At 63.2% G+C, this 20,962-nt stretch carries 27 protein-coding genes; 23 read left to right on the top strand and 4 right to left on the bottom strand.

Annotated elements, in window-relative coordinates; all coding sequences use genetic code 11:
• Positions 1 to 7: 7 nt before the first annotated feature.
• The 3 genes from BW934_RS02510 to moaD all read right to left on the bottom strand — a co-directional run bounded on the left by BW934_RS02510 (position 8) and on the right by moaD (position 2,614).
• On the bottom strand, positions 8 to 511 hold the full coding sequence (locus BW934_RS02510; protein WP_076344805.1) for a permease: 504 nt from the start codon (positions 509 to 511) through the stop codon (positions 8 to 10).
• A 15-nt stretch (positions 512 to 526) separates the two neighbouring features.
• On the bottom strand, positions 527 to 1,861 hold the full coding sequence (locus BW934_RS02505; RefSeq protein ID WP_076344803.1) for a glycosyl hydrolase family 18 protein: 1,335 nt from the start codon (positions 1,859 to 1,861) through the stop codon (positions 527 to 529).
• 84 nt (positions 1,862 to 1,945) lie between these two features.
• Positions 1,946 to 2,614: a molybdopterin converting factor subunit 1 gene (moaD, locus tag BW934_RS02500; protein ID WP_076344801.1), complete on the bottom strand. Its 669-nt coding sequence runs from the start codon at positions 2,612 to 2,614 to the stop codon at positions 1,946 to 1,948.
• Positions 2,615 to 2,680: 66 nt separating this feature from the next.
• Here moaD and moaC point away from each other — a divergent pair, with 66 nt between their 5' ends.
• The 11 genes from moaC to BW934_RS02445 all read left to right on the top strand — a co-directional run bounded on the left by moaC (position 2,681) and on the right by BW934_RS02445 (position 12,231).
• Complete coding sequence (moaC, locus tag BW934_RS02495) at positions 2,681 to 3,199, top strand: cyclic pyranopterin monophosphate synthase MoaC (protein WP_327077682.1); 519 nt, start codon at positions 2,681 to 2,683, stop codon at positions 3,197 to 3,199.
• Between the two features lie 51 nt (positions 3,200 to 3,250).
• Entirely contained in the window at positions 3,251 to 4,177 is a 927-nt protein-coding gene (lipA, locus tag BW934_RS02490; RefSeq protein WP_076344797.1) for a lipoyl synthase, read from the top strand.
• Complete coding sequence (lipB, locus tag BW934_RS02485; RefSeq protein ID WP_234969496.1) at positions 4,174 to 4,866, top strand: lipoyl(octanoyl) transferase LipB; 693 nt, start codon at positions 4,174 to 4,176, stop codon at positions 4,864 to 4,866. Before lipA ends, lipB begins: the two co-directional genes overlap by 4 nt.
• Positions 4,863 to 5,936, top strand: a complete 1,074-nt coding sequence (locus tag BW934_RS02480; protein WP_076344793.1) for a M20/M25/M40 family metallo-hydrolase — start codon at positions 4,863 to 4,865, stop codon at positions 5,934 to 5,936. Before lipB ends, BW934_RS02480 begins: the two co-directional genes overlap by 4 nt.
• Positions 5,937 to 5,948: 12 nt before the next feature.
• Entirely contained in the window at positions 5,949 to 6,476 is a 528-nt protein-coding gene (locus tag BW934_RS02475; protein ID WP_076344791.1) for an NUDIX hydrolase, read from the top strand.
• Positions 6,473 to 7,636, top strand: a complete 1,164-nt coding sequence (locus tag BW934_RS02470) for an endonuclease Q family protein (protein ID WP_234969495.1) — start codon at positions 6,473 to 6,475, stop codon at positions 7,634 to 7,636. The genes BW934_RS02475 and BW934_RS02470 overlap by 4 nt, the downstream gene beginning before the upstream one ends.
• Positions 7,637 to 7,756: 120 nt before the next feature.
• Positions 7,757 to 8,434 (top strand): stage II sporulation protein M, encoded by a 678-nt coding sequence (locus BW934_RS02465; RefSeq protein ID WP_076344789.1) that lies wholly within the window; start codon positions 7,757 to 7,759, stop codon positions 8,432 to 8,434.
• Positions 8,435 to 8,436: 2 nt separating this feature from the next.
• On the top strand, positions 8,437 to 8,760 hold the full coding sequence (locus tag BW934_RS02460; RefSeq protein WP_076344787.1) for an RNHCP domain-containing protein: 324 nt from the start codon (positions 8,437 to 8,439) through the stop codon (positions 8,758 to 8,760).
• 34 nt (positions 8,761 to 8,794) lie between these two features.
• Entirely contained in the window at positions 8,795 to 9,679 is an 885-nt protein-coding gene (xerD, locus tag BW934_RS02455) for a site-specific tyrosine recombinase XerD (RefSeq protein ID WP_076344785.1), read from the top strand.
• A 19-nt stretch (positions 9,680 to 9,698) separates the two neighbouring features.
• Complete coding sequence (locus BW934_RS02450; protein ID WP_076344783.1) at positions 9,699 to 10,871, top strand: phosphopentomutase; 1,173 nt, start codon at positions 9,699 to 9,701, stop codon at positions 10,869 to 10,871.
• A 115-nt stretch (positions 10,872 to 10,986) separates the two neighbouring features.
• On the top strand, positions 10,987 to 12,231 hold the full coding sequence (locus tag BW934_RS02445) for a D-alanyl-D-alanine carboxypeptidase family protein (protein WP_076344781.1): 1,245 nt from the start codon (positions 10,987 to 10,989) through the stop codon (positions 12,229 to 12,231).
• An 89-nt stretch (positions 12,232 to 12,320) separates the two neighbouring features.
• Here BW934_RS02445 and BW934_RS02440 read toward each other — a convergent pair whose 3' ends face one another.
• Positions 12,321 to 13,622 (bottom strand): helix-turn-helix domain-containing protein, encoded by a 1,302-nt coding sequence (locus BW934_RS02440; RefSeq protein ID WP_076344779.1) that lies wholly within the window; start codon positions 13,620 to 13,622, stop codon positions 12,321 to 12,323.
• Positions 13,623 to 13,789: 167 nt separating this feature from the next.
• Here BW934_RS02440 and spoIIAA point away from each other — a divergent pair, with 167 nt between their 5' ends.
• From spoIIAA to scpB, 12 genes are all read left to right on the top strand, one after another.
• On the top strand, positions 13,790 to 14,134 hold the full coding sequence (gene spoIIAA, locus BW934_RS02435; protein WP_076344777.1) for an anti-sigma F factor antagonist: 345 nt from the start codon (positions 13,790 to 13,792) through the stop codon (positions 14,132 to 14,134).
• A gap of 5 nt (positions 14,135 to 14,139) precedes the next feature.
• Positions 14,140 to 14,601, top strand: coding sequence for an anti-sigma F factor (gene spoIIAB, locus BW934_RS02430; RefSeq protein ID WP_076345362.1), 462 nt, complete (start codon positions 14,140 to 14,142; stop codon positions 14,599 to 14,601).
• 12 nt (positions 14,602 to 14,613) lie between these two features.
• Positions 14,614 to 15,384, top strand: a complete 771-nt coding sequence (gene sigF / locus BW934_RS02425; protein ID WP_076344775.1) for an RNA polymerase sporulation sigma factor SigF — start codon at positions 14,614 to 14,616, stop codon at positions 15,382 to 15,384.
• 95 nt (positions 15,385 to 15,479) lie between these two features.
• Positions 15,480 to 15,938, top strand: a complete 459-nt coding sequence (gene spoVAC, locus BW934_RS02420; protein WP_076344773.1) for a stage V sporulation protein AC — start codon at positions 15,480 to 15,482, stop codon at positions 15,936 to 15,938.
• Between the two features lie 26 nt (positions 15,939 to 15,964).
• Complete coding sequence (gene spoVAD, locus BW934_RS02415; protein ID WP_076344771.1) at positions 15,965 to 16,990, top strand: stage V sporulation protein AD; 1,026 nt, start codon at positions 15,965 to 15,967, stop codon at positions 16,988 to 16,990.
• Between the two features lies 1 nt (position 16,991).
• Positions 16,992 to 17,351 (top strand): stage V sporulation protein AE, encoded by a 360-nt coding sequence (gene spoVAE, locus BW934_RS02410; RefSeq protein ID WP_076344769.1) that lies wholly within the window; start codon positions 16,992 to 16,994, stop codon positions 17,349 to 17,351.
• Between the two features lie 6 nt (positions 17,352 to 17,357).
• Positions 17,358 to 18,005 (top strand): stage V sporulation protein AE, encoded by a 648-nt coding sequence (locus BW934_RS02405; RefSeq protein WP_076344767.1) that lies wholly within the window; start codon positions 17,358 to 17,360, stop codon positions 18,003 to 18,005.
• Between the two features lie 22 nt (positions 18,006 to 18,027).
• Complete coding sequence (locus BW934_RS15325; protein WP_268757248.1) at positions 18,028 to 18,162, top strand: hypothetical protein; 135 nt, start codon at positions 18,028 to 18,030, stop codon at positions 18,160 to 18,162.
• A 66-nt stretch (positions 18,163 to 18,228) separates the two neighbouring features.
• A complete protein-coding gene (locus tag BW934_RS02400) occupies positions 18,229 to 18,999 on the top strand; it encodes a spermidine synthase (protein WP_234969494.1) in 771 nt (256 codons plus the stop codon).
• Between the two features lie 39 nt (positions 19,000 to 19,038).
• Positions 19,039 to 19,644 (top strand): site-2 protease family protein, encoded by a 606-nt coding sequence (locus tag BW934_RS02395; RefSeq protein WP_076344763.1) that lies wholly within the window; start codon positions 19,039 to 19,041, stop codon positions 19,642 to 19,644.
• Positions 19,645 to 19,657: 13 nt separating this feature from the next.
• Positions 19,658 to 20,374 carry a segregation and condensation protein A gene (locus BW934_RS02390; protein ID WP_076344761.1) on the top strand — a complete coding sequence of 239 codons (717 nt, stop codon included), beginning with the start codon at positions 19,658 to 19,660 and terminating at the stop codon, positions 20,372 to 20,374.
• Between the two features lies 1 nt (position 20,375).
• Entirely contained in the window at positions 20,376 to 20,939 is a 564-nt protein-coding gene (gene scpB, locus BW934_RS02385) for an SMC-Scp complex subunit ScpB (RefSeq protein ID WP_076344759.1), read from the top strand.
• The last annotated feature ends 23 nt before the right edge of the window (positions 20,940 to 20,962 follow it).

Here is a 20,962-nt window from a genome sequence, read left to right as displayed (position 1 = left end):
CTGCCGCCTATCTGAAATGCGACAGAATCCGCCACAGCCATTCGAACAACACGCCGCCCGCCACCGAGATGACGAACGAGATCGCAAAACGGACCAGCGCGAAGGGCATTCCGAAAAACGGGAATTCGGCCGGGAGGCGGGCCAGCGACGTCAGCTGCCACGAGGTGGTAAAGGCTACGACCGCCCCAGGCGAGGCGTCTGCCGCGAGCAGGCTGACCGCGAGTGGGTAGACCGCAAAGCGAGATCCGGTGCCGAGCATGCCGATGAGCGCCCCCAACACCATCCCGAACAGGCCTGCTTCGCGGCCCAACCAGCGCGCCACCATTTCCGGCTGAAGCCATTGGCTCACGAGCCCCGCCAAAAACATGGACACCACGATCCACGGCAACGACTGGCCAAGCATGGCGACCGAAGACCGAGCAGCATCGAGTGCATCGCTCGGCGCTTTGCTCCACGCCAGCGCATACCCCAGCCCGGTGACGGCGGCAATCCACAAGAGCGTGCGGTCCATGTCATCATCCCCGTTTCAAGGTGATCCCGTCAAACGCAGGGCTTTGACCGTCGACGACCACGACGTCGCATCGGACCACGCCAGGGACCATACGGCGACGCCGGCAAGGCCGTCGTTCGTGACCAGCTGGAGCCAATCCTCATACGTCTGAGACGTCGGATACCAGACTTCCGCGTAACCGGTCTTCGTCGGATACCGCGTGAACATCAGGTCCAGGTCGTTGCTCCAGGTGCCCAGGGGCAAACGGTACTGGTTCAGGATGGATTGCACAGCACCTGCGCTGACGGCATCGCTTTGCACGCTTCCGTCGTTGTTCACATACCAAAAACGGGTGTACAAAGGGATGCCGAGAACCAGCTTATTGGCAGGGACGCCGGTGTCCAGGAGATCGTTGACGCTTTGCTCGACCCATGGAAGGTCGGCGACGGGGCCAGGGTCGGGATCGGTCGCCCAGTGCTCGTCGTACGCCATCAGGATCACCTGATCGACTTCGTCGGCCAGCGCCGCATGGAAGAACGCGTCGGAGTCGTCGAGTTGCACGATGTCCGGCGTGAGATCGAGCGAAAGGTCGACGCCGAGCGAGCGCAGCCGATTGTGCAGTGCTTCGACAAACGCCGTGAACCGGTTGCGGTCCGCGGCGGCCACGTTTTCAAAGTCGAGATTGATGCCATCCAACTGGTACACGCGGGCCTGGTAGGCGATCTCGTCAATGAGATTCGCTTCCGCGCGCGGATTGGCCAACACTTCGTGGGTGAGCGACGAGGAAAACTGGTTGTCCACCAGCACCCACACCTGAATGTGATGGTTCTTGGCATACTGAACCACGCTGGGAAGCACGCCGCCCGACAGATTGCCGGATGCGTCCGCCAGGTGAAACCAGGTGGGGCTCACGACGTTGATGCCCGGGTTGTCCTGCATCCATTGGATGCAGGTCGACGGATTGGTCGAAGGCAGCCAGCCAATGACCAGCGTGTGCCGGTTTTCGCTCATGGCCGCGATCGAATCGAGCAGCGAGGTCTGCAGACCCCCCGTAGGCGCGTCCGGCGCGACCTGGGGAAGCATGTGGGAGAGCAAGGCGGCCTCATTGAACAACACCGACTGCAGGCGCTCTGCGACGGCGCGCACGGGGCTTTCGGGGGCTTGTCCTGCCCCCGAGGTCGCGCTCTGGCCGAAAAGCGCGTTCACCTCCATGGAGGCGAGCGCCTGTACCTCGGCCGCCGCCACGCGATCCGACAAGGGTTGTCCAAGGGTGGACAACGCGGAGAGGACGAAGCCTGCCGAGAGGAGAAACAGTGTTGAGACGGCTGCGATGATTTCTGCGATGAGGCGAGTAGGTTTGCTGCGATTCACTCCAAGCACGCTCCTCGTCTCCATGAGCCTCTGGCCCATGTCTATGACGGGAGCGCCGCCATTATGTAAACCAAACGCCCTGCGCTACGGATTCGGCTGCCACGCCGACGATCCGTCCGCAAAATACTCCTTTTTCCAGATGGCCGCGCGCGCTTTCAACCGATCGATGAGCGCCTGACAGGCCTCAAACGCTGCTTTGCGATGCGCATGGGCTGCGCCGCAGATCACCGCCACGTCCTCCGGATACAGGGTGCCGATGCGATGCCACGCAAGCGCCTTGACCCCTTCGTATTCCTGCTCCACTTCGTCCACGAGCTGTCCAAGCTGCACCCGCGCCATGGCTTCGTACGCTTCGTACTCAATCCGATCCGTCTGACGCGTACCGGTCCAAGCGCGTACGGAACCCAGGAACAGGACGCAGCCGCCGTGGTGCGCGTCAGACAACAGTGCCTCTGCCTCGGCCACGTCGAGCGGCTCCCGCGTGATGCGCACAAACGCATTGTCTCCCTCTCCCCCGCCGACGGGCGGAATGAGGGCGATCTCGTCGTCTGCGCTGACGCGCGTCTCTGGGTGGGCCAACTCCAAGTTGACGGCCACCATCACGCTTTGAAGCGCTTCGCGAAGTTCCGGATGGCTGTCAGCGAGCGCACCGAGTACGTCCGAGACGGTGGCGTTCTCCGGCACGTCCAGCTCGAGTTTGTCTTGTTTCACAATCTCCTTTACATTGGCGAATAGGCGGATGTGGACGCGCATGGTCGTTGTCACCTCAAGGCGATTTCGAATGCGAGAAACCTTTTCCAACAACAAGGAGCGATGACTGTGGAGTCTCAGGATGTCTTTCATCACTTTTCTTCGGACGGCCGCCCGCACATGGTGGACGTCAGTGCCAAGCCTGTGACCTCTCGCACGGCGATCGCGGAAGCGTATATCCACATGGCGCGGGCAACGCGCGATGCTATTGTACACCAGGCGATCGCCAAAGGCGACGTGATGAAGGTCGCCGAGATCGCCGGCATCATGGCGGCCAAGCGGACGAGCGATCTCGTCCCGCTCTGCCATCCCGTGCCGCTGCATCACGTCGCCGTTCGCATCGAGGAACACGCCGTGGAAGCCGAGGAGGCGGTGTTTCGGGTGACCGCCGAGGTGCGCACGGCTCATCAGACCGGGGTCGAAATGGAGGCGCTCACGGCTGCCTCCGTCGCGGCGCTGACGGTGTACGACATGTGCAAGAAGGCGGACCGCGGCATGACGATTTCCCAAGTGCGCCTGGTGTTTAAGGACGGCGGGGCGAGCGGCCGGTACGAGCGCGTCGATGCAGGTGGCCCTGCCGACGCGTGAGCGTTACAATAGACATCGGCAAGCGACCTTTCTGGACAGGGATGATGAACGATGGGAAAGCCTGAAGCCAGCGTTCGCGTGATGGAGTCGGGCACGGCCAAGGTCCGCCCAGAGTGGCTCAAAATTCGCGCGAAGACGGGCGAGAACTATAAGCAGCTCAAAGAGATCATGCGGACACAGTCGCTTCACACGGTGTGCGAAGAGGCGCATTGCCCCAACTTGTTTGAGTGCTGGGAGTTGCGCACGGCCACCTTTATGATTTTGGGCGATATCTGCACGCGCGCGTGCCGTTTCTGCGCCGTGCACACGGGCCGCCCCAACGAACTCGACCTGCGCGAGCCCGAGCGCGTGGCCGATGCCGTGGTGGCCATGGGGCTGGAGCACGTCGTCATTACGAGTGTCGCCCGCGATGATCTCGCCGACGGCGGGGCTTCCGTCTTTGCCGAGACGATTCGGGCGGTGCGCCGGAAGGTGCCGACCTGCAGCGTGGAGGTCCTCATCCCCGACTTCGATGGCAATTGGGACGCCCTCGCGGCCGTGCTCGATGCGCGCCCCGATGTGATGAACCACAACATCGAGACCGTGCGGCGGCTTTCAGATACCGTCCGCTCTCGAGCGAAGTACGAGCGCACGCTCGAACTGCTGCGAAGGTCGAAGGAAATGGCGCCTGACATTCCGACCAAGTCGAGCATCATGGTCGGGCTCGGGGAGACGTTCGAAGAAATCTACGAGACGATGGACGATCTCCGCGGGGTGGACGTGGACATTCTGACCATCGGCCAATATTTGCAGCCGACGGCCAAGCACCTCCAGGTGGTCCGCTACTACACGCCCACGGAGTTTCTCCGTCTGCGCGGCGAGGGGCTGCGCCGCGGATTCAAGCACGTCGAGTCGGGGCCGATGGTGCGCAGCTCGTACCACGCCAAAGATCAGGTGCCATGGCGCCATACGGCGTCTTCCGCAGGAAGTGGGGAGTGAGTTCGTTGGCGACGTCGCTCATCTGGCGTTCCCTCGGCGTCGTGCCTTACGACGACGCGCTGGACATGCAGGTCAATCAGGCGCTCCGGCTGCTGAACCTCGAGGACGATGCGCAGACCGTGTACGCGCTCGAACATCCGCGCACCATCACCATCGGCCGCAACGGCTCGGAGGCCAACATTCTCCTGCCCGTCGACGTGTTAGCCCGCAGGGGGTTTGAGGTGCGCATGGTCGATCGCGGCGGCGACGTGACGTACCACGGGCCGGGGCAGTGGGTGCTATACCCAGTCTTGCACCTCGAACCGTGGGGGAACGATGTCGCGCGGTTCGTGCGCAACCTGGAGGAAGTCGTCATCCGCGCCCTCGCCGAGGTCGGCATTGAAAGCGGCCGGATCGACGAGTTGCCCGGCGTTTGGGTTGGCAACGAGAAGATTTGTGCTGTCGGGGCCCGCGTCAAAAAGCGGCCATCTGGCGAATTCGTCACGTACCACGGCATCGCGCTGAATGTGAACACGGATCTGCAGGACTTTGACGTGATCGTACCCTGTGGAATTCGCGATCGCGGTGTGACGAGCGTGGCGCAGGTGCTGGGTGCGCCTCAGGACATGAAGGCGTGGGAGGATCGCCTCCGGAGGCATTTCTGCGAGGTGTTCGCGTGCGAGACCGTGTGGACGGAGGAGCCCGCGTGAGGGCGGGATCGCGAGTGGCCGACGACGAGTCGGCCCTTGCTTTGTTTTTGCGGCTGTTGCAGATCGAGTCGCCCACGGGTGATGAGCGCCAGGCTGCGGTGTTCTGCGCTTCGTGGGCCGAGCGCCTGGGGCTCTCCGTGGAATGGGAGCCCGTGGCCGTCGGCGACCGCCTGTCTGCCAACCTGTGGGTCGGCGTTCCGGGCGATCTCGCGCGCGATCCGGTGCTCGTGTGCGCGCATCTTGACACGCGCCACCCAGGCCTGCCCGCGCTGCGCCGGCGCACCGACGGCTGGCTGGAGAGCGGCAACGGTGTGCCGCTTGGCGCCGACGACAAGGCCGGTGTGGCGGCCATTTTAGCGGCTTTGACGCGCATCGTGCGCGAGGAAAGGCCTCATCCGCCCATCCGCGTCTTGTTGTCGGCGGGGGAGGAGGTGGGCAGCGCGGGCGTTCGCAGTTCCGCGCGCGCTCGCGTGCGAGGCTGGCGAGCGATTGTCGTCGACGCCGAAAGCCCAGTCGGCACATTGGTCGAGGGCGGCTACGGGCGGGCGCGCCTGCGCCTCATCTACGACGCCCAGACCGCAAGCCACCCCTTTACCGTTTGGCGTCAGCTGCAAGAAGCCATTAAGCACCTCGGTCCGGGCCTTTCCGCACAATTGCTGCGGTTCGATCCGACGGATGCCGGAGCCTGCGCGGAGTTTTCCATTTGGTGTTCTCCAGACTGTGCTTGGCCCTTGGCGCATTCGCGCTACCAGGCGTGGGCGGCGGATCTCGTGCGGCGCACGCAGCCGCGCGATGCGGAGTCTGAGGTGCTGTATCCGAGCTACGATGTGCGCGCAAGCTTTTGGCTGCTCGAAGTGAAGCGCCGTCTCGCGCGCAGTGCTCCGGGGCTCGCGCTTATCCGCATGCGCGAGGGGTGCGATGCCAACTGGCTAGCGTCGATGGGGGCCACGCCGGTCAACCTCGGGGTAGGCTATGAGCATGCCCACACCCGGGCGGAGCGGGTTCATGAGCAAAGTCTGGCTCAGCTCACGCGACTTTTGCTCGCCATCCTTACAGATCCGCGAGAATAGGGGGAATTGGACGTGTGGGAGGAAACGCTCGAGGAGGAGCGGTTGTTTGCAGGCCGGATCATTGATGTCAGACGGCTTACGGTCAAGCTGCCGAACGGGCGCACCAGCACGCGCGAGGTGGTCCTGCATCCGGGCGCTGTCGCGGTCCTTGCAGAGGTGGAACCGAATCAGGTGGTTTTGGTGCGCCAGTACCGCAAGCCGTGCGAACAGATCCTGTGGGAGATCCCAGCGGGTAAATTGGAGCCGGGTGAATCGCCCGAGGACGCGGCTCGCCGGGAACTGTCCGAAGAAACGGGCTACCGATGCGAGGGCCCTCTGACGCCTGTGCACGTGTTTTACACGGCACCTGGATTCAGCAACGAAAAGCTGCACGTGTATTACGCGCGGGACTTGGCGCTTGGCGCACGTCATCCCGATGGAGATGAGGACGTGGAGGCCCGCCTCTTCTCGCGCGACGAGCTCGGCGCGATGCTCGCGAAGGGCGACATTCAGGACGCGAAGACCCTGGTCGCCTTGTATTGGTGGATGGTTCGAACGTGATCGAGGCCTACGCGGACTTTCACGTCCACACGGGTTTGGCACGCGGACGCCCCGTCAAAATGGCCGCATCGCATCAGCTCACCGTGGCTGCGTCACTCGACTGGGCCCGAAGGGTGAAAGGCCTGCACGTGGTGGGCCTCGTCGACGCCGTGTGCGATCCCGTGCTCGACGAGATTCGGGAGCTTTGCCGAGCGGGGCGACTGACCTCCGTCCCGGGCGGGGGTTTGCTGTATGACGATGCCTTGCTCGTGGTCCTGGGTTCAGAGATCGAGATTCGCATTTCGGAGCGCGGTGCCGCGCACTTTGGCTGCTGGATGCCGAGCATTGAAGCCGCGGCCGACTTTCAGCAGTGGCTGAAGACCGTTCAGGCCAACACCGGCTTGTCTTCTCAAGTGGCGAAAGTCGATCCGGCCGCTCTTGCCGAAGAGGTGCACGCGAGGGACGGCCTCTTTGTGGTGCACCACATCTTCACGCCGTTTAAGGGCCTTCTCGGCAGCGCTGTCGATCGCGTCGCAGATGCCCTTCCGGCGAGCGCCGTCGATGCCGTCGAACTCGGGCTGTCGGCAGACGCCGACATGGCGGATCGCCTGGCAGAACTTCGAGCCTTGACGTTTCTCTCGAACTCCGATGCGCACAGCCTCCGCTCCATTGCGCGCGAGTTCAACGTGCTCGCCGTCGAGCGCCTCACGTTTGACGAGATTCGCGCCGCACTGGCGCGCAGCGGCGGACGAGGTGTGCGGCTACACGTTGGGCTGTACCCACCAATAGGCAAGTATTACCGAACGCGTTGCCGCGTGTGCGGGGAGGTGGTGGCGGGGCGCCCGTGCGCGTGTGGGACGGACGCGCATGTGGTTCAGGGCGTCTGGGATCGCATTCAACACATTGCAGACTCCGAACTGCCGATGCATCCGCCTTGGCGCGCCCCCTACCGGTATGTCACGCCCGTCTCGCTGGTGCCGGGCGTCGGACCACGGACGTACGAAAAGCTCATTCGCACGTTTGGCGGTGAAGCCCAGATGCTGGTCGATCCGCCCTCTGAGCAGGCGCTCGCCGAGGTCGTGGGCCACGCCCTAGCGGCCCGCCTCGAGCGCGCATTCCGAGGCCAGTTGGCGATTTCGCCCGGCGGGGCAGGGCGCTACGGGCGCCTGGAGCGAACGTGACCTCACGGCGATGAGGTCGCGCCCTAGGGAAGGCGGTGAACGCGCGCGAAGTCTATCAACCGCGTGCGCGTCATAGATATGATGGTGTCTACGCCCCTATGTTCGGGAGGAGGCACGTCTATGAAAGCAACCGCCTGGGTGGCGCGCAGGCGTTCCACGACGTCTCCGTCGCTCCTTTGGTTTCGGTTTCGCCGCTATGTGGCGCGCCGCGCATCGCAAGAGGCGCATATCGTCGCATTTCTGCTCGGCATGGTGCTCGCGGGGCTCGCGTTTGGCGGTGTCGTGGCAGGAGAGCTTCGGCCGTCGGACAAGCTGGAGTTAGCCAATCAACTCGAGGCGTTTCTGCTCGCCACCATGCACGGGCAGCTCGCGTCGGGCAGCTTTGTGTTTGCCAATCGCCTGCTATCCGATGCAGCGTGGCTTGGGCTCGTCTGGTTGGCGGGATCGTCCGCTGTGGGCATCCCCATTGTGGCCGCAGCCGTCTTCGCCCGAGCGTTCGAGACAGGCTTTGCGGTGGCTTTCACCGCACTGCAATTTGGCTGGAAAGGCATCGTGGTGGCCTCCGTCGGGATCTTCGTGCATCAAGCCATCTTCCTGTTCGCGTATCTGGTCGCAGGCGTCAACGCCATTCGATTTTCCTATCAGATCGTGGCCCAGTCCGTTCCCCTCTATCAGTGGACGGTGCAGTTCGTGCGGTATACTGGGAGAAGCGCGATGTGTTTAGGTGGCGTCATGCTGGCTGCGGCTATCCAAGCGTTCGTGGTGCCGCCCATGGTGAGCCGGCTGCTAGGAGGATGACCATGGCCGCGTTCATTCGCCGCAATGAACCTTTTACCTGTGCGCACTGCGGGCTGAAGGTCCAACCTGCGGAGCGCACGTGTCGCAACCACTGCCCGCGGTGCCTCTACTCGCTGCACGTCGACGTGGAACCGGGCGATCGCGCCAATCCCTGCCGAGGGCTCATGGAGCCGGTGCGCGTCGAATATCACTCGAAGAAAGGCTATCAGATCGTCCACCGATGCACCCGATGCGGGCAGGAGACGCGCAACATTGCGCTCCTCGATGTCGCCGTTCAACCCGACAGCCGTGAAAGGCTGTATGAGCTGATGCGCTTACCGCGATAGATAGACTGCGGCCACGACCAAGGGGTTGACGCACATGGAAGCTGAGATTCGAGCCTTCATGGACCATCTCCGGCTCGAGCGCGGCCTGTCCGACAACACGACTTCCAGCTACGCGCGCGATCTCGCGGATTTCTCGCGCTACCTGGCGCGTGAGGACCGGGCGCTGGAGCGCGTGGATCGGACCGTCGTGCTTCGCTACTTGTCCGATTTAAAGCGGCGGGGGATGAAACCGACGACCATCGCGCGCAGGATGTCGGCCCTTCGAGCGTTTTTTCGTTACCTGGTTCGAGAAGGCGTTGTCCACCTGGACCCCACCCAAAACGTCGAGGTAGCGGCGCCCGATGATCATCTGCCGCGCGTCGTCTCCGAGGAAGACGTGGCCCGGATCATTGGTGCGGTGCACAGGCCGGACGCCATGGGCCTGCGCGATCGCGCCATGCTGGAAACCCTCTACGCGACGGGCGTGCGCGTGAGCGAACTCATCTCCCTGTCCCTCCAAGACGTGGAGCTCGCCGCAGGCTTCATTCGCGTGGAGGGAAAAGGCAACAAGGAGCGCGTCATCCCGCTCGGCGAGTGGGCGCAGGAGGCCTTGACGTCGTACCTCCGCTATGGTCGGCCGCTTCTCGTCCGCGATCGGTCAGAACAAGCCGTTTTCGTCAACCGTTTCGGGAGAAGGCTGACGAGGCAGGGGTTTTGGAATATCCTGAAGGCCTACGCGCGCGAGGCGGGCGTATCCGGCAAGGTGACGCCGCACACGTTGCGGCACTCGTTTGCGACGCATCTGCTCGAAGGGGGCGCCGACCTTCGCGTGGTGCAGGAACTTTTGGGGCATGCGGACATCTCGACGACAGAGAGGTACACGCATGTCACGCCTCAGAGGCTGCGCGACGTGTATCGGAGCGCGCACCCGCGGGCGTGAGACGAATGGAGGATGTCGTTTGGACAAGCGTCTCATCTGGATTGTGCTCGACAGCTGCGGCATTGGCGCGGCGCCAGACGCCGCTCTGTATGGCGAAGCCGATCCACACAGCAACACCATCGTGCACGTGGCCGAGGCCGTGGGCGGCCTTCACGTTCCCCACCTCGAGCGCCTGGGCCTCGGGCGGATCGCGCCCATTCCGGGCGTCGCGGCGACAGGGGTGGGCGCGTTCGGCGTGATGGTGGAGAAATCGAGCGGCAAGGACACGACCAATGGACATCTCGAGTTCGTGGGTGTCATCTTGGACCGGCCGATGCCGACCTATCCGAATGGGTTTCCCCCGGAGATCCTTGAGCCGTTCGAACGCTACGTGGGCAAACCCGTGTTGTGCAACCGCCCCGCGTCGGGCACGTGGGTCATTGAGGCGTACGGCCGCGAGCACCTGGAGACGGGAAGGCCCATCGTGTACACCTCCGCCGACAGCGTGTTTCAGGTGGCAGCCCACGAGGACGTGGTGCCGGTCGATACGCTGTACGACTGGTGCGCGTACGCGAGGTCCATTCTCGTCGGTCCCCACGCCGTCGGACGCGTGATTGCCCGGCCGTTCATCGGCGAGCCAGGGCGATTCGTGCGCACGGACCGCCGCCGCGACTTTTCCCTCGATTTCGGTCCCACGGTCCTCGATGCCATTGAGCGCGCGGGCTACCCAGTCGTCGGGATCGGCAAAATTGCGGACATCTACAACCATCGCGGCATCACGCGGGCGGTGCACACCATCGACAACGACGATGCGATGGACAAGTTGCTCGAAGCCATGGAGCAAGAGGCGGCGGGGCTCTTGTACGCAAACCTCGTCGACTTCGACTCGAAGTTCGGCCATCGCAATGACCCTGTGGGATTCGCCCGGGCCATCGAGGCGTTCGATCGGCGGCTGGAAGCCGTCTTATCCCAGCTCCGGCCGCGCGATTTGCTCGTCATCACGGCCGATCACGGCTGCGACCCGACGGTGCCGGGAACGGATCACACGCGCGAGCGCGTTCCGCTCATCGCGTATCACCCTCACCTGGCCGACGCCGTCGACCTCGGCCAGCGCGAGACGTTTGCCGATCTCGGCGCCACCGTCGCGGACTATTTCGGTGTCGAGTTGCCTCCGGTCGGCAAGTCGTTTCTTCGCGAGCTTCAGCTCGGGTAATCTCGTAAGCGTCAGCTCGGGTCATCTCGTACGGTCGAAATGCGTAGCGCCGCTTCGTCCTGCACACACTAACGCCGATTTCAATTCGGCGGACTCCGCGAGAGGAGGTTGCAGGATGAAGCGGCAATTTCGCGCCCTCGGGATCGGCATCGGCGCACTGTGCCTGGTCGCCTCGAGCGCTTTACCCCAAGTTGCACACGCTGCTTCGACGCAAGGCATCGCACAAGTGCGCGAGGCGGCCCACGGCTCAGAATCGTCCCCCGCGCCCGTCTCAAGCGTGGATCTCGCCAAGCAGGCGAAGTCGGCCGTCCTCATGGATTTTGCGACAGGGAAAGTCCTGTATGCCAAAAATGCACACGAGCGGCTTCCCATGGCGAGCATCACGAAAATCATGACGCTTTTGCTCATCTTCGAGGCCTTGGATAGCGGCAAGCTGAAGTGGACGGATCGCGTGCAAGCAAGCGAGCGAGCGGCGAGCATGGGGGGATCCCAGATCTTCCTGGAGCCCAATGAGACCATGACCGTGCGCGATCTCGTCAAAGGCATTGCCATCGCCTCTGCGAACGACGCCTGCGTCGCGATGGCCGAGCACCTTGACGGCAGCGAAGAGGCGTTCGTCGCCCGCATGAACCAGCGTGCCAAGGAGCTTGGGATGTCCGACACGCACTTTTCGAACTGCAATGGACTCCCTGCGCCCAACCATTACTCGAGTGCGCACGATATCGCCGTCATGTCGCGGGCGCTGCTGATGCATCCCGAAATCACGCAGTTCACGTCCGTATATAGCGACTACCTGCGCAAGGACACCGATCACCCGCTCTGGTTGGTCAACACGAACAAGCTGGTCCGCTTTTACGACGGCGTGGACGGCCTGAAGACGGGCTACACGCAGGAGGCGAAATACTGCCTGTCGGCGACAGCGAAGCGGGACGGCTTTCGCGTGATCGCCGTGGTCATGGGCGAACCCAAACCGACGGTTCGAAACGCGGAGGTCTCCGGCATGTTGAACTATGCCTTCGCGCACTACAAGGCGGTCAACGTGTATCCGCAGGGCCACGTGATCGGCACAGCCCAAGTGAAACGAGGCACGCGCGATCGCGTCGAAGCCGTCACGGCGGAGCCGGTGGCGTTTGTGGCGGAGCGGTCGAGCAAGGCGGACTACACGACCGAAGTTCAGTGGATGACGCTTACGGCCCCGGTGAAGCGCGGGCAGACGGTTGGCCGCGTCATCGTGAAGTGTGGGCACCAAGTGGTAGCCAACGTGCCTCTCGTTGCGAAAGAAGATGTGCCGAAGGCCACTTTCTTCCAGAGCCTGGGTAAGACGATGAAGAAAATCATCACGTTTGGCCAGGCCCAGTGACCTCGTGTCGCCATGGGAACGCGCCGCCGACGGCGGCGCGAACCGTGTCGATTGAGGGCGAGAAAGTTCATTTCTTCGGCAATATCGAATTAGGTCAACACCCAGAACCGGTCGCCTGGCGCCGAGCGATGGCTGGGCGCGAAGCGCGATGCTCGAGACGCGGCAGCCTCGCAAAGTTGCAGGATGTCAGGGGTGCTGGCCTGACGCAGATACAGTTCTGCCTTCAAGTGCAGGTAGCCTGGCGGCGCCACCTCCGGTTCTTCGGCGATCAGCGCGTCGAGAGCATGGATGTGCGCCTCCGCCTGGCCGTGATCGCCCGACGCCAAGGCAACCGACGCTGCGATCCACAGGAGCTCCGCGCGCATCTCGGCACTGCGGGCCATGGAGAGGGCGTGGGACGCGTGTTCCATGGCGAGCGGGAGTTCGCCGAGCGCCTTATAGGTGAGCGCCAACTCGTGGTCGAGCGCCACGCGGAGCACGTCGTCGCGCGGGCTCATGCGTTCGGCGAGATCGCGAAGAAGTGCGAGCGCCTCTGACGGATGGCCTCCGAGCCGAAGGAACGCGCCCAGGTTGATCCGACAGCGCATGGCGAGCGCTCGGTTGCCCACGTCTTCATGAAGCGCGATCGCGTCGCGCGCGTGCTGCACGGCTACATCATAGTCGCCGACGGCAGCCGCAGAGCAGGCGAGCCCGTGGTGAGCGTGGGCGCGATCGACGAGCGACATGGGCTCTCCCTGGCGCTCGAGAATGCTCTCGTACAGGGATTTGGCCTTGTCCATAGGCCCGTACTGGAGCAAAAGCCGGGCGAGCGTCATCTCGATTTTCAGCCGAAGCGGCATTTTGAGTCCAGATGCATGGAGCACGCCGAGGGCGCGCTCGAGGTACACGATCGCCTCCTCGTCGCGTTTCAGTCGACGGCGTGCGAGCGCACCGTGATAGTAGCCTCGGACGACGCTCGACATGTCGCCTCGCGCAAATCCCGCGTATACGAGCCCATCGTACATGCGCGCTGCGTGTTCGTAGTCCCCCGCTTTGAAATAGCAGTCCGCCATATCCTGGAAGACGAGCTCGGCGCGGAACTGGGAATGAAGCGGCCAGGAGAGGGACAAAAACAGCTCGATGGCCTCGCGGTAATGACCTTGTTCGGCGAGCTGCTTCGCGCGGCGGTAGGTCTGGGCCTCGCCTGACGATCCGGCGAGCGCCTGTTGAAACTCCGAGACGTCGACGCCGAGGCGGTCCGCCAGGCGCGCCAGCAACTTGGCCGATGGCATGGTCCGGTCCGATTCAATCTGGCTGATCATGCTGGCGGTCGCGAGTCCGCGGGCGAGATCGGACTGCGTCATACCGAGTGCCTTGCGCAGGGCGCGAATTTGTTGCCCAAGAGTTTCCATACCACGCCTCCCATCTTGTCCTCTTCATTGTACAGCCTCTCACCTGCATGCGTCATCGCGTGTTTGTCGAATTCAGTAGATTCACCACTACTTTTGTCAATGGGCAGGAATTCCCCGTTTAGGCCGTGAATTTCTTGACCAGACCGCATAGGGAGAGGGGATGTAAGGTGTCCGTCGTGACCAAGTTGGAGCGAGGCATCGTGGTCATTGAACTCAAGGGAGAACTCGACCACCACGCGGTAGAGCAGATTCGAGATCGGATCGAAGAGCAGCTCTCGGAGCACGGATATCGCGGCCTGGTGATGTCGTTCCGCAACATCGATTTCATGGACAGTTCTGGACTCGGCCTCATCCTTGGCCGGTACCGCAGCGTGTCGGAGCGAGGAGGTAAGATGGCGCTCTGCGAGGTCAATCCGACGCTGAGGCGGCTCTTCGAAATGTCCGGTCTGTTGAAGGTGATTCCCGTTTACGACTCTGAAGAAGCTGCGGTGGCAGCAATATTGGGAGCGTGATCGCGGTGGAACGAGTCGCGGAAGACGTGCGCGTGGACAACTATCTTCGCCTTGTGTTTCCGAGTCGCTCGGAAAACGAGTCGCTTGCTCGCGTGGCGGTGGCTTCTTTTGTGGCGCCGCTGGATCCCACGATGGAGGAGCTGACGGAGCTGAAGACGGCGGTGTCGGAAGCCGTGACGAATGCCATCATCCACGGGTATCCGGACGAGATCGGCGAGGTCGTGGTGGAATGCGCCCTGTACGGGAATCGCGTTCGGGTCATCGTGGAGGACCGCGGCGTCGGCATTCCAGATGTGGAATTGGCCAAGCAGCCGATGTACACGTCTCGGCCGGAGCTCGAGCGGTCGGGCATGGGCATGACCATCATGGAGACGTTCGTGGACCGACTGGATATCGAATCCAAGCCAGGAGAGGGAACGCGCGTCACGCTCATCAAGACGTTCCGAACTGCCCCTGACGTGATGTGAGGGGGGTCGCGCGTGGATCAGGCAAAGGAGCGTCCGGTTCCACATCATGTGGATGAGTATGAGAAACTGTCCGACGAAGAAGTCCGGGAGCTTCTAAAGCGAAGCCATGAGGGTGACGCGGAGGCTCGCGAGCGGCTCATCGTTCACAATCAGCGCCTCGTCTGGGCCGTGGTCCAACGGTTCTTGGGACGAGGCTACGAGGCTGAGGACCTGTTTCAAATCGGCTGCATCGGCTTGATGAAGGCCGTGGACAAGTTCGACCTGTCGTATGACGTCAAGTTTTCGACGTATGCCGTGCCGATGATCATTGGCGAAATCCAGCGATTCTTGCGGGACGACAGCACGGTCAAGGTGAGCCGCAGCCTGAAAGAAACCGCGAAGCAGATCCGCCACGTGCGGGACCGGCTCGCCAAGGAGCTCGGGCGTCAGCCGCATATCACGGAGATCGCGGAGGCGATGGGCATGGAACCGTCCGAGATCGTCTTCGCACAGGAAGCGCTGCGCGCGCCGGCGTCCATCCATGAAACCGTGTATGAAAACGACGGCGATCCCATCTACCTGATGGACCAAATTGCGGACGAGGATACCGAGGGCAAGTTTGACAAAGTTGAACTCCACGAGATTATCGGACGGTTGCCGGAGCGAGAGCGTTTCATCGTCTACATGCGCTTCTTCAGAGATAAGACGCAGAGCGACGTGGCCCGCGTGCTCGGCATCTCGCAGGTGCAGGTCTCGCGACTGGAGAAGCGCATCTTGCAGCAAATTCGCCAGGAACTTGAATGATGTCATTTCTGGAACAACTTTACGCCGCCTTCGGGCGGCTTTTTTCGTGTGGTCGGGGCATCTTAGCTGAACGAGGAGAGTTGGGGGGATTTTCAATGCCAATTGCGACGCCCGAGGAACGCGCGCGATACCAGGGCGTAGTCAAGCGCTTCACGCCGGCTCGTCCCATTCTCCGCAACACGGTACGGGCGTTTGTGGTGGGCGGGCTCATCTGCGAACTCGGCCAGGTGATTCAGATGTTGTTCGTGCGGTACGGGGGCTTCAAGCCCACCGAAGCCGGCAATCCAACCGTGGCCGTGCTCATCCTGTTGTCGGCCTTCTTCACCGCCATCGGGGTGTACGATCGCTTCGCACAGTGGGCCGGAGCCGGTTCCGCCGTGCCCGTCACTGGTTTTTCCAACACGATGACCTCGGCCGCCATGGAGCACCGCAGCGAAGGATGGGTCGCGGGCATCGGCGGCAACATGTTCAAGGTGTCGGGGCCTGTCATTGTGTACGGCGTCGTCAGCGCATTCTTTATCGCGCTCATCCGCTACGTAGTGGATCATCTCTAGGAGATCAAAGAAAGGGCGATGACGCGATGGCACGACTAGGGCGCTCCACCTGGGCGTTTGGCGAACGCCAAGTCGCTGTGATGGCGGCCGCCACCGTGGCCGGCAGCTTAGAGGGTCAAGGCCCGCTCTCCGATGCGTTTGACGTGGTCCTCGATGACGATCGCGTCGGACAGGACACCTGGGAACGAGCGGAGCAGTGGATGTTCCGGCGCGCGGCCGGCCTGGCCTGCGAAAAGGCGGGCACCCCGCCCGAATCGCTCGATCTCGTCATCGGGGCCGATCTCAATGCGCAGCTGACCTCATTTTTCATCGGTCTGCGCGATCTCGCCCGGCCCATGCTCGGCGTCTACAGCGCATGTGCGTCCATCTGCGAGGCGCTCGCCGTGAGTGGCCTGGCCGTGTCCACGGGCTTCGCGGACGTCGTGCTCGCGGGGACGTCGAGCCACACCTGCACCGCGGAGCGACAGTTTCGGTATCCCACCGAGTACGGCGTCCAGCGCCCACCCACCGCGCAGCGCACGGTCACGGGCGCGGGCGCTGCCGTGATCGCGCGCGGGAGAGGGCCATGGCAAATCACGCATGCGACCATCGGAGAAATTACCGACTTTGGTGTCAAATCGCCATGGGAGATGGGGGCCGCGATGGCGCCTGCGGCGTGCGACACCCTGCGCCGCCACCTCGACGATACCGGTCGCTCGCTCGACGACTATGACCTCGTGGTCACGGGCGATCTCGGCCGTGTCGGTTCCAACATCCTCCGCAATCTGCTCGTGGAAGAAGGCGTCGCCAAGCCGGACATCGTGGCGGCTCGCGTGTTCGACTGTGGTGCCCTCATCTACCGGGAAGACCAGCCGGAGGTGTTTTCCGGAGGGAGCGGCGCGGCGTGCAGTACCCTTGTGACGTTCGGCCATCTGTTTCGCGAGATGCAGCGCGGGCGCATTCGCCGCCTGTTGCTGTGTGCCACCGGGGCGCTCTTGTCGCAGGTGAGTGCGCAACAGGGCGAGACGATACCGGCGATTTCGCATGCCATCGCGTTCGAACGGGGGGATTGAGATGTCCGCGTGGACCTTTTTGTGGGCGTTCGTCGTGGGAGGCGCCATCTGCGCGCTCGGCCAAGTGATCCTGGATACGACCAAACTGACCCCCGGCCACGTCATGTCGATGCTGGTCGTGGCGGGCGCAGTCGCGGATGGTCTCGGTCTTTACGATCCGCTGATCCGGTTCGCCGGTGCAGGCGCGACGGTGCCCATCACAAGTTTCGGCAACGCCCTCGTCCACGGCGCCATGCACGAGGCCAAAATCCACGGGCTCATCGGCGTGATCACAGGAATCTTCGAAGTGACGAGCGCCGGGATCTCGGCCGCCATCGTGTTTGCCTTCTTGGCCGCGGTCTTCGCCAAGCCAAAGGGGTGAGGCGCGTTGGAGCGTTCGGATGCCCGGCCGCGGCGCGTGATCGTCGTGACAGACGGCGACGGCGTGGCGGCCCGCGCGCTTTCCATCGCTGCAAAGCGAACGGGATGTTCGCTTCTTCGCCAGAGCCGGGGCAATCCCACACGCCTGAGCGGTGTCGAACTGGTCCGCTGCATCCAGGCCGCGCCGAGCGATCCGGTGATCCTCATGCTCGACGACAACGGCGACCCGCATGAGGCGGCAGGCGAATCGGCGTTGCGCGTCCTCGACGCACACCCGGCCGTGGAGATTGCGGCCATCCTCGCCGTGGCCTCGCACACAAAGGGCGTCCGGGGCACGGCGGTCGACTTCAGCGTGGACCGCCGCGGCCGCCGCGTCGACTCGGCCGTCGATAAGGACGGCTATCCGACGAGATCGCACGTCATTGCGGGTGACACGCTGGATGCCTTGCAGGGCGTCGACGTGCCGCTGATTGTCGGGATTGGCGACATTGGCAAAATGGGGGGGTGCGATGCGCCGGGCCGCGGGGCGCCGGTGACCACGAGCGCGGTGGAGTGGGTGCTGATGGAGCTTTACTGGCGAGCGGGGAATCGTCACCTGCACCCGGTCCAACGCCCGCCCACAACGCGGACGACCCAGCCACATACGATGCGGTAGACCATGGAGGGGGTGAGACGACGTGCTCAGCATCTTGGCGTTTCTGCCCCGAGTGTTTCGCTACTTCGGCATGTTTCAGATGTTCTTTGGCTTCGTGCGCCCGTTCTGGCCGATGATTTCGCGCGTGTGGCGCCGACCCGTCATGGCGGCGGCCTGATGCGGCGTCCGGTCGAGCGCTCCAGCGTGTATAATAGCGCGTATGGACACTCGTGCAGGACAGGGGTTGAAGGGTACGAAGCTGTTGTACGCTGGACCTGGTTCGGTTCACAGTTGGATTGAAGTCGTGGAAGAGAAAGGTGTTCGGCAAATGCGCTTTGGGCGAAACGGAGGCTGGCAGGGGGCGCTCGATCTCGCCCGCCCTGACCGCCCCGTCTTTCCTTATCAGCGAGCGTTCACAGCGCTCGTCGAAGCGCATGGGCCCATTCGCAGTTTTCTCTCCGTTGGCGTTGGCAGTGGGACGAGTCTCCACCACGTGCGCCGCATCCACCGCGAAGCCGGGCTACACGGGGTGGAAATCGATGAGACCGTCCTTTCCCTCGCCATCGAGTTTTTTCAGGCGCCCTCCCACCGAGACGCCGAGTACTGGATCGGCGACGGCGTGCAGTTCGTCGCATCTTCGCACGCGTCGACGTACGACTTGATCTTCGTCGACGCCTACCTCAAGGCGAGCATTTACCAGCCGTGCCTGGAGCCCGCCACGGCGTCTTGCCTCGCGCGCATCACGTCGGATCGAGGTACCGTCGTCTACAATCTCATCGCGTCCAGTTATCGATCCGCTCCGTTGAAGCGCTTTCTTCAGGCCCTGCGGCCGTCTTTCCCCGTCTTGCTCGACCTTCCCGTGGGTCTTCCGCTGACGGCTCAAAACCGCTTGCTCATCGCCTCGCGCGATGAGGAACTTGCCAGCCGGTTTCGCCAAACCTGCCTGCGCGCCGGCGCGTCCGATCTCGAGCGCCTGTCGTGGTCTCTGCGCCTGTCCGACGTTTCGGAGCCGTGATATAATGCGAGTATCCATTCGCCGGCAGGAGGCATCGGTTTGCTCGCTTCATGGGCCAATCCCGTCTGGATTTTGCGGTTTGCCATCGTCCTGGTGAGCCTCGTCCTGCATGAATTCGCCCACGCTCTGATGGCAACGCTTCTCGGAGATTCCACGCCCAAGCGGCAAGGCAGGCTGACGCTGAATCCAGTCATGCACCTGGATGTGACGGGCCTCATCGCCATGCTCGTTGGGCCCATCGGCTGGGCGCGTCCGGTGGAAGTGCATCCCGGTGCGTTTCGCCGCCCTCGCGCAGGAATGGCGATGGTCGCCGCCGCAGGGCCGCTCGCCAACGTCGTCTTGGCCGCGATTTCTTTTTTCGCGGAGCAAATCCCTAGCCTTGCCGCATCCGACGTCGCGCAACAAGTGTTGGGCCTGGCTTTTGAGGTGAATGTTGCACTCGCGCTGTTGAATCTTCTGCCCATCCCGCCTCTCGACGGGTGGCGCGTCGCCTCGGCCGCCATGCCCGTGCGCTGGCGGCTCGCGCTTCGTGGGATGGAAGCGTTTGGCCCGTGGTTGCTTCTCGTATTGTTCCTGCTTCCGCCCGTCAATCGCGCGTTTTCCGATCTCGTCTATGCCGTCCTATCGTACTGCTACGGCGCGTGAGAGGAGGCGCAGGGTGCCCTACGAAGTTCGGCTTGCGCAATTTGAAGGTCCGCTGGATTTGCTCTTGCATCTCATCCGCAAAAACGAGATTGACATTTATGACATTCCCATCGCCGCGATCACGGAACAATATCTCCAGTATCTCGATGAATTGGAGAGATGGTCGCTGGACGTTGCGAGTGAGTTTCTCGTCATGGCGGCGACGCTTCTGTCGATCAAGTCGCGCATGCTGCTTCCGCGCCGTGCGACAGCCGAGGCCGAGGAGGAGGATCCCCGCCTTCCGCTCGTGCAGCAGCTCTTGGAGTACGAGCGTTGCAAGTGGGCCGCCGCGCAACTCGCCCAACGCGCGGCAGAAAACGCGCAGGTGTACGGCCGTGAGCCGATGGACCTTCGCGCGTACCGCGTCGAGCGGCGCATCGACGGTCTGGACGTCAGCCTGTGGGATCTCGTCAACGCCTTTCGAAAGCTGTACCTGCGCCTGCCACCCTCGGAGCGCGTGGCGGAAATCCGGGGCAAGGTGGAAAAGGTCGAAGAATGGATGGACGAGATCGCCGCACGCATGCGGAGGTATCGCTCGGCGGAATTTGGCTGGTTGCTCAGCGGAGAGCGGTCTCGAGGGGCGCTGGTGGCGGCATTTTTGGCGATCCTCGAGCTATTAAAGGATGGACGCCTGGCGTGTCGGCAGGCTGAGCCGTTCGGGCCCATCGAGCTGGTCTGGATGGGGGATTGACATGGAACTGATTGCTGCGCTTGAAGCTGTGCTGTTTGCCGCTGGAACGGATGGCATGACCACGCGTGAGATCGCGCAGGCCTTGGATGTGCCGGAGGCGCAGGCGCGAGACCTGTGTCACCTCTTGGCGGCCCGCCTCGAGGAGCGGGGCTCAGGACTGACTTTGCTTCACACTGGGGATGCTTGGCAGCTTGTGACCCGCCCCGAGTTTGCCCCGTACTTTCGCCGCATGGCGGAGCAGCCATCGCGCACCAGTCTCTCACAGGCTGCGCTTGAAGTGCTCGCCATCATCTCGTACAAGCAGCCCATTACGCGCGCCGAGATCGAGGAGATTCGCGGCGTGCAGTCCGACCGAGCCATTGCCACCCTCATTCATCGGGGCCTCGTCCAGGAGGTGGGTCGGCAAGACGCCCCAGGCCGCCCAATTTTGTATGGCACAACGATGGAGTTTTTGCGCCAGTTCGGGCTCCGGTCTCTTGAGGAACTCCCTCCTCTTCCTGATTTCGCTGGACAAGACGGCCGCGCAGACCTGTTTGCCATCTCCACGGAGCTCGCGCGCGACTGACCGGCCGCATAGGATCCAGGTCC

It is taken from the genome of Alicyclobacillus vulcanalis (assembly GCF_900156755.1).
Lineage (GTDB): Bacteria > Bacillota > Bacilli > Alicyclobacillales > Alicyclobacillaceae > Alicyclobacillus > Alicyclobacillus vulcanalis.
Note: the sequence above shows the minus strand (reverse complement) of the source record. Positions and strands in the feature narration are given on the sequence as shown.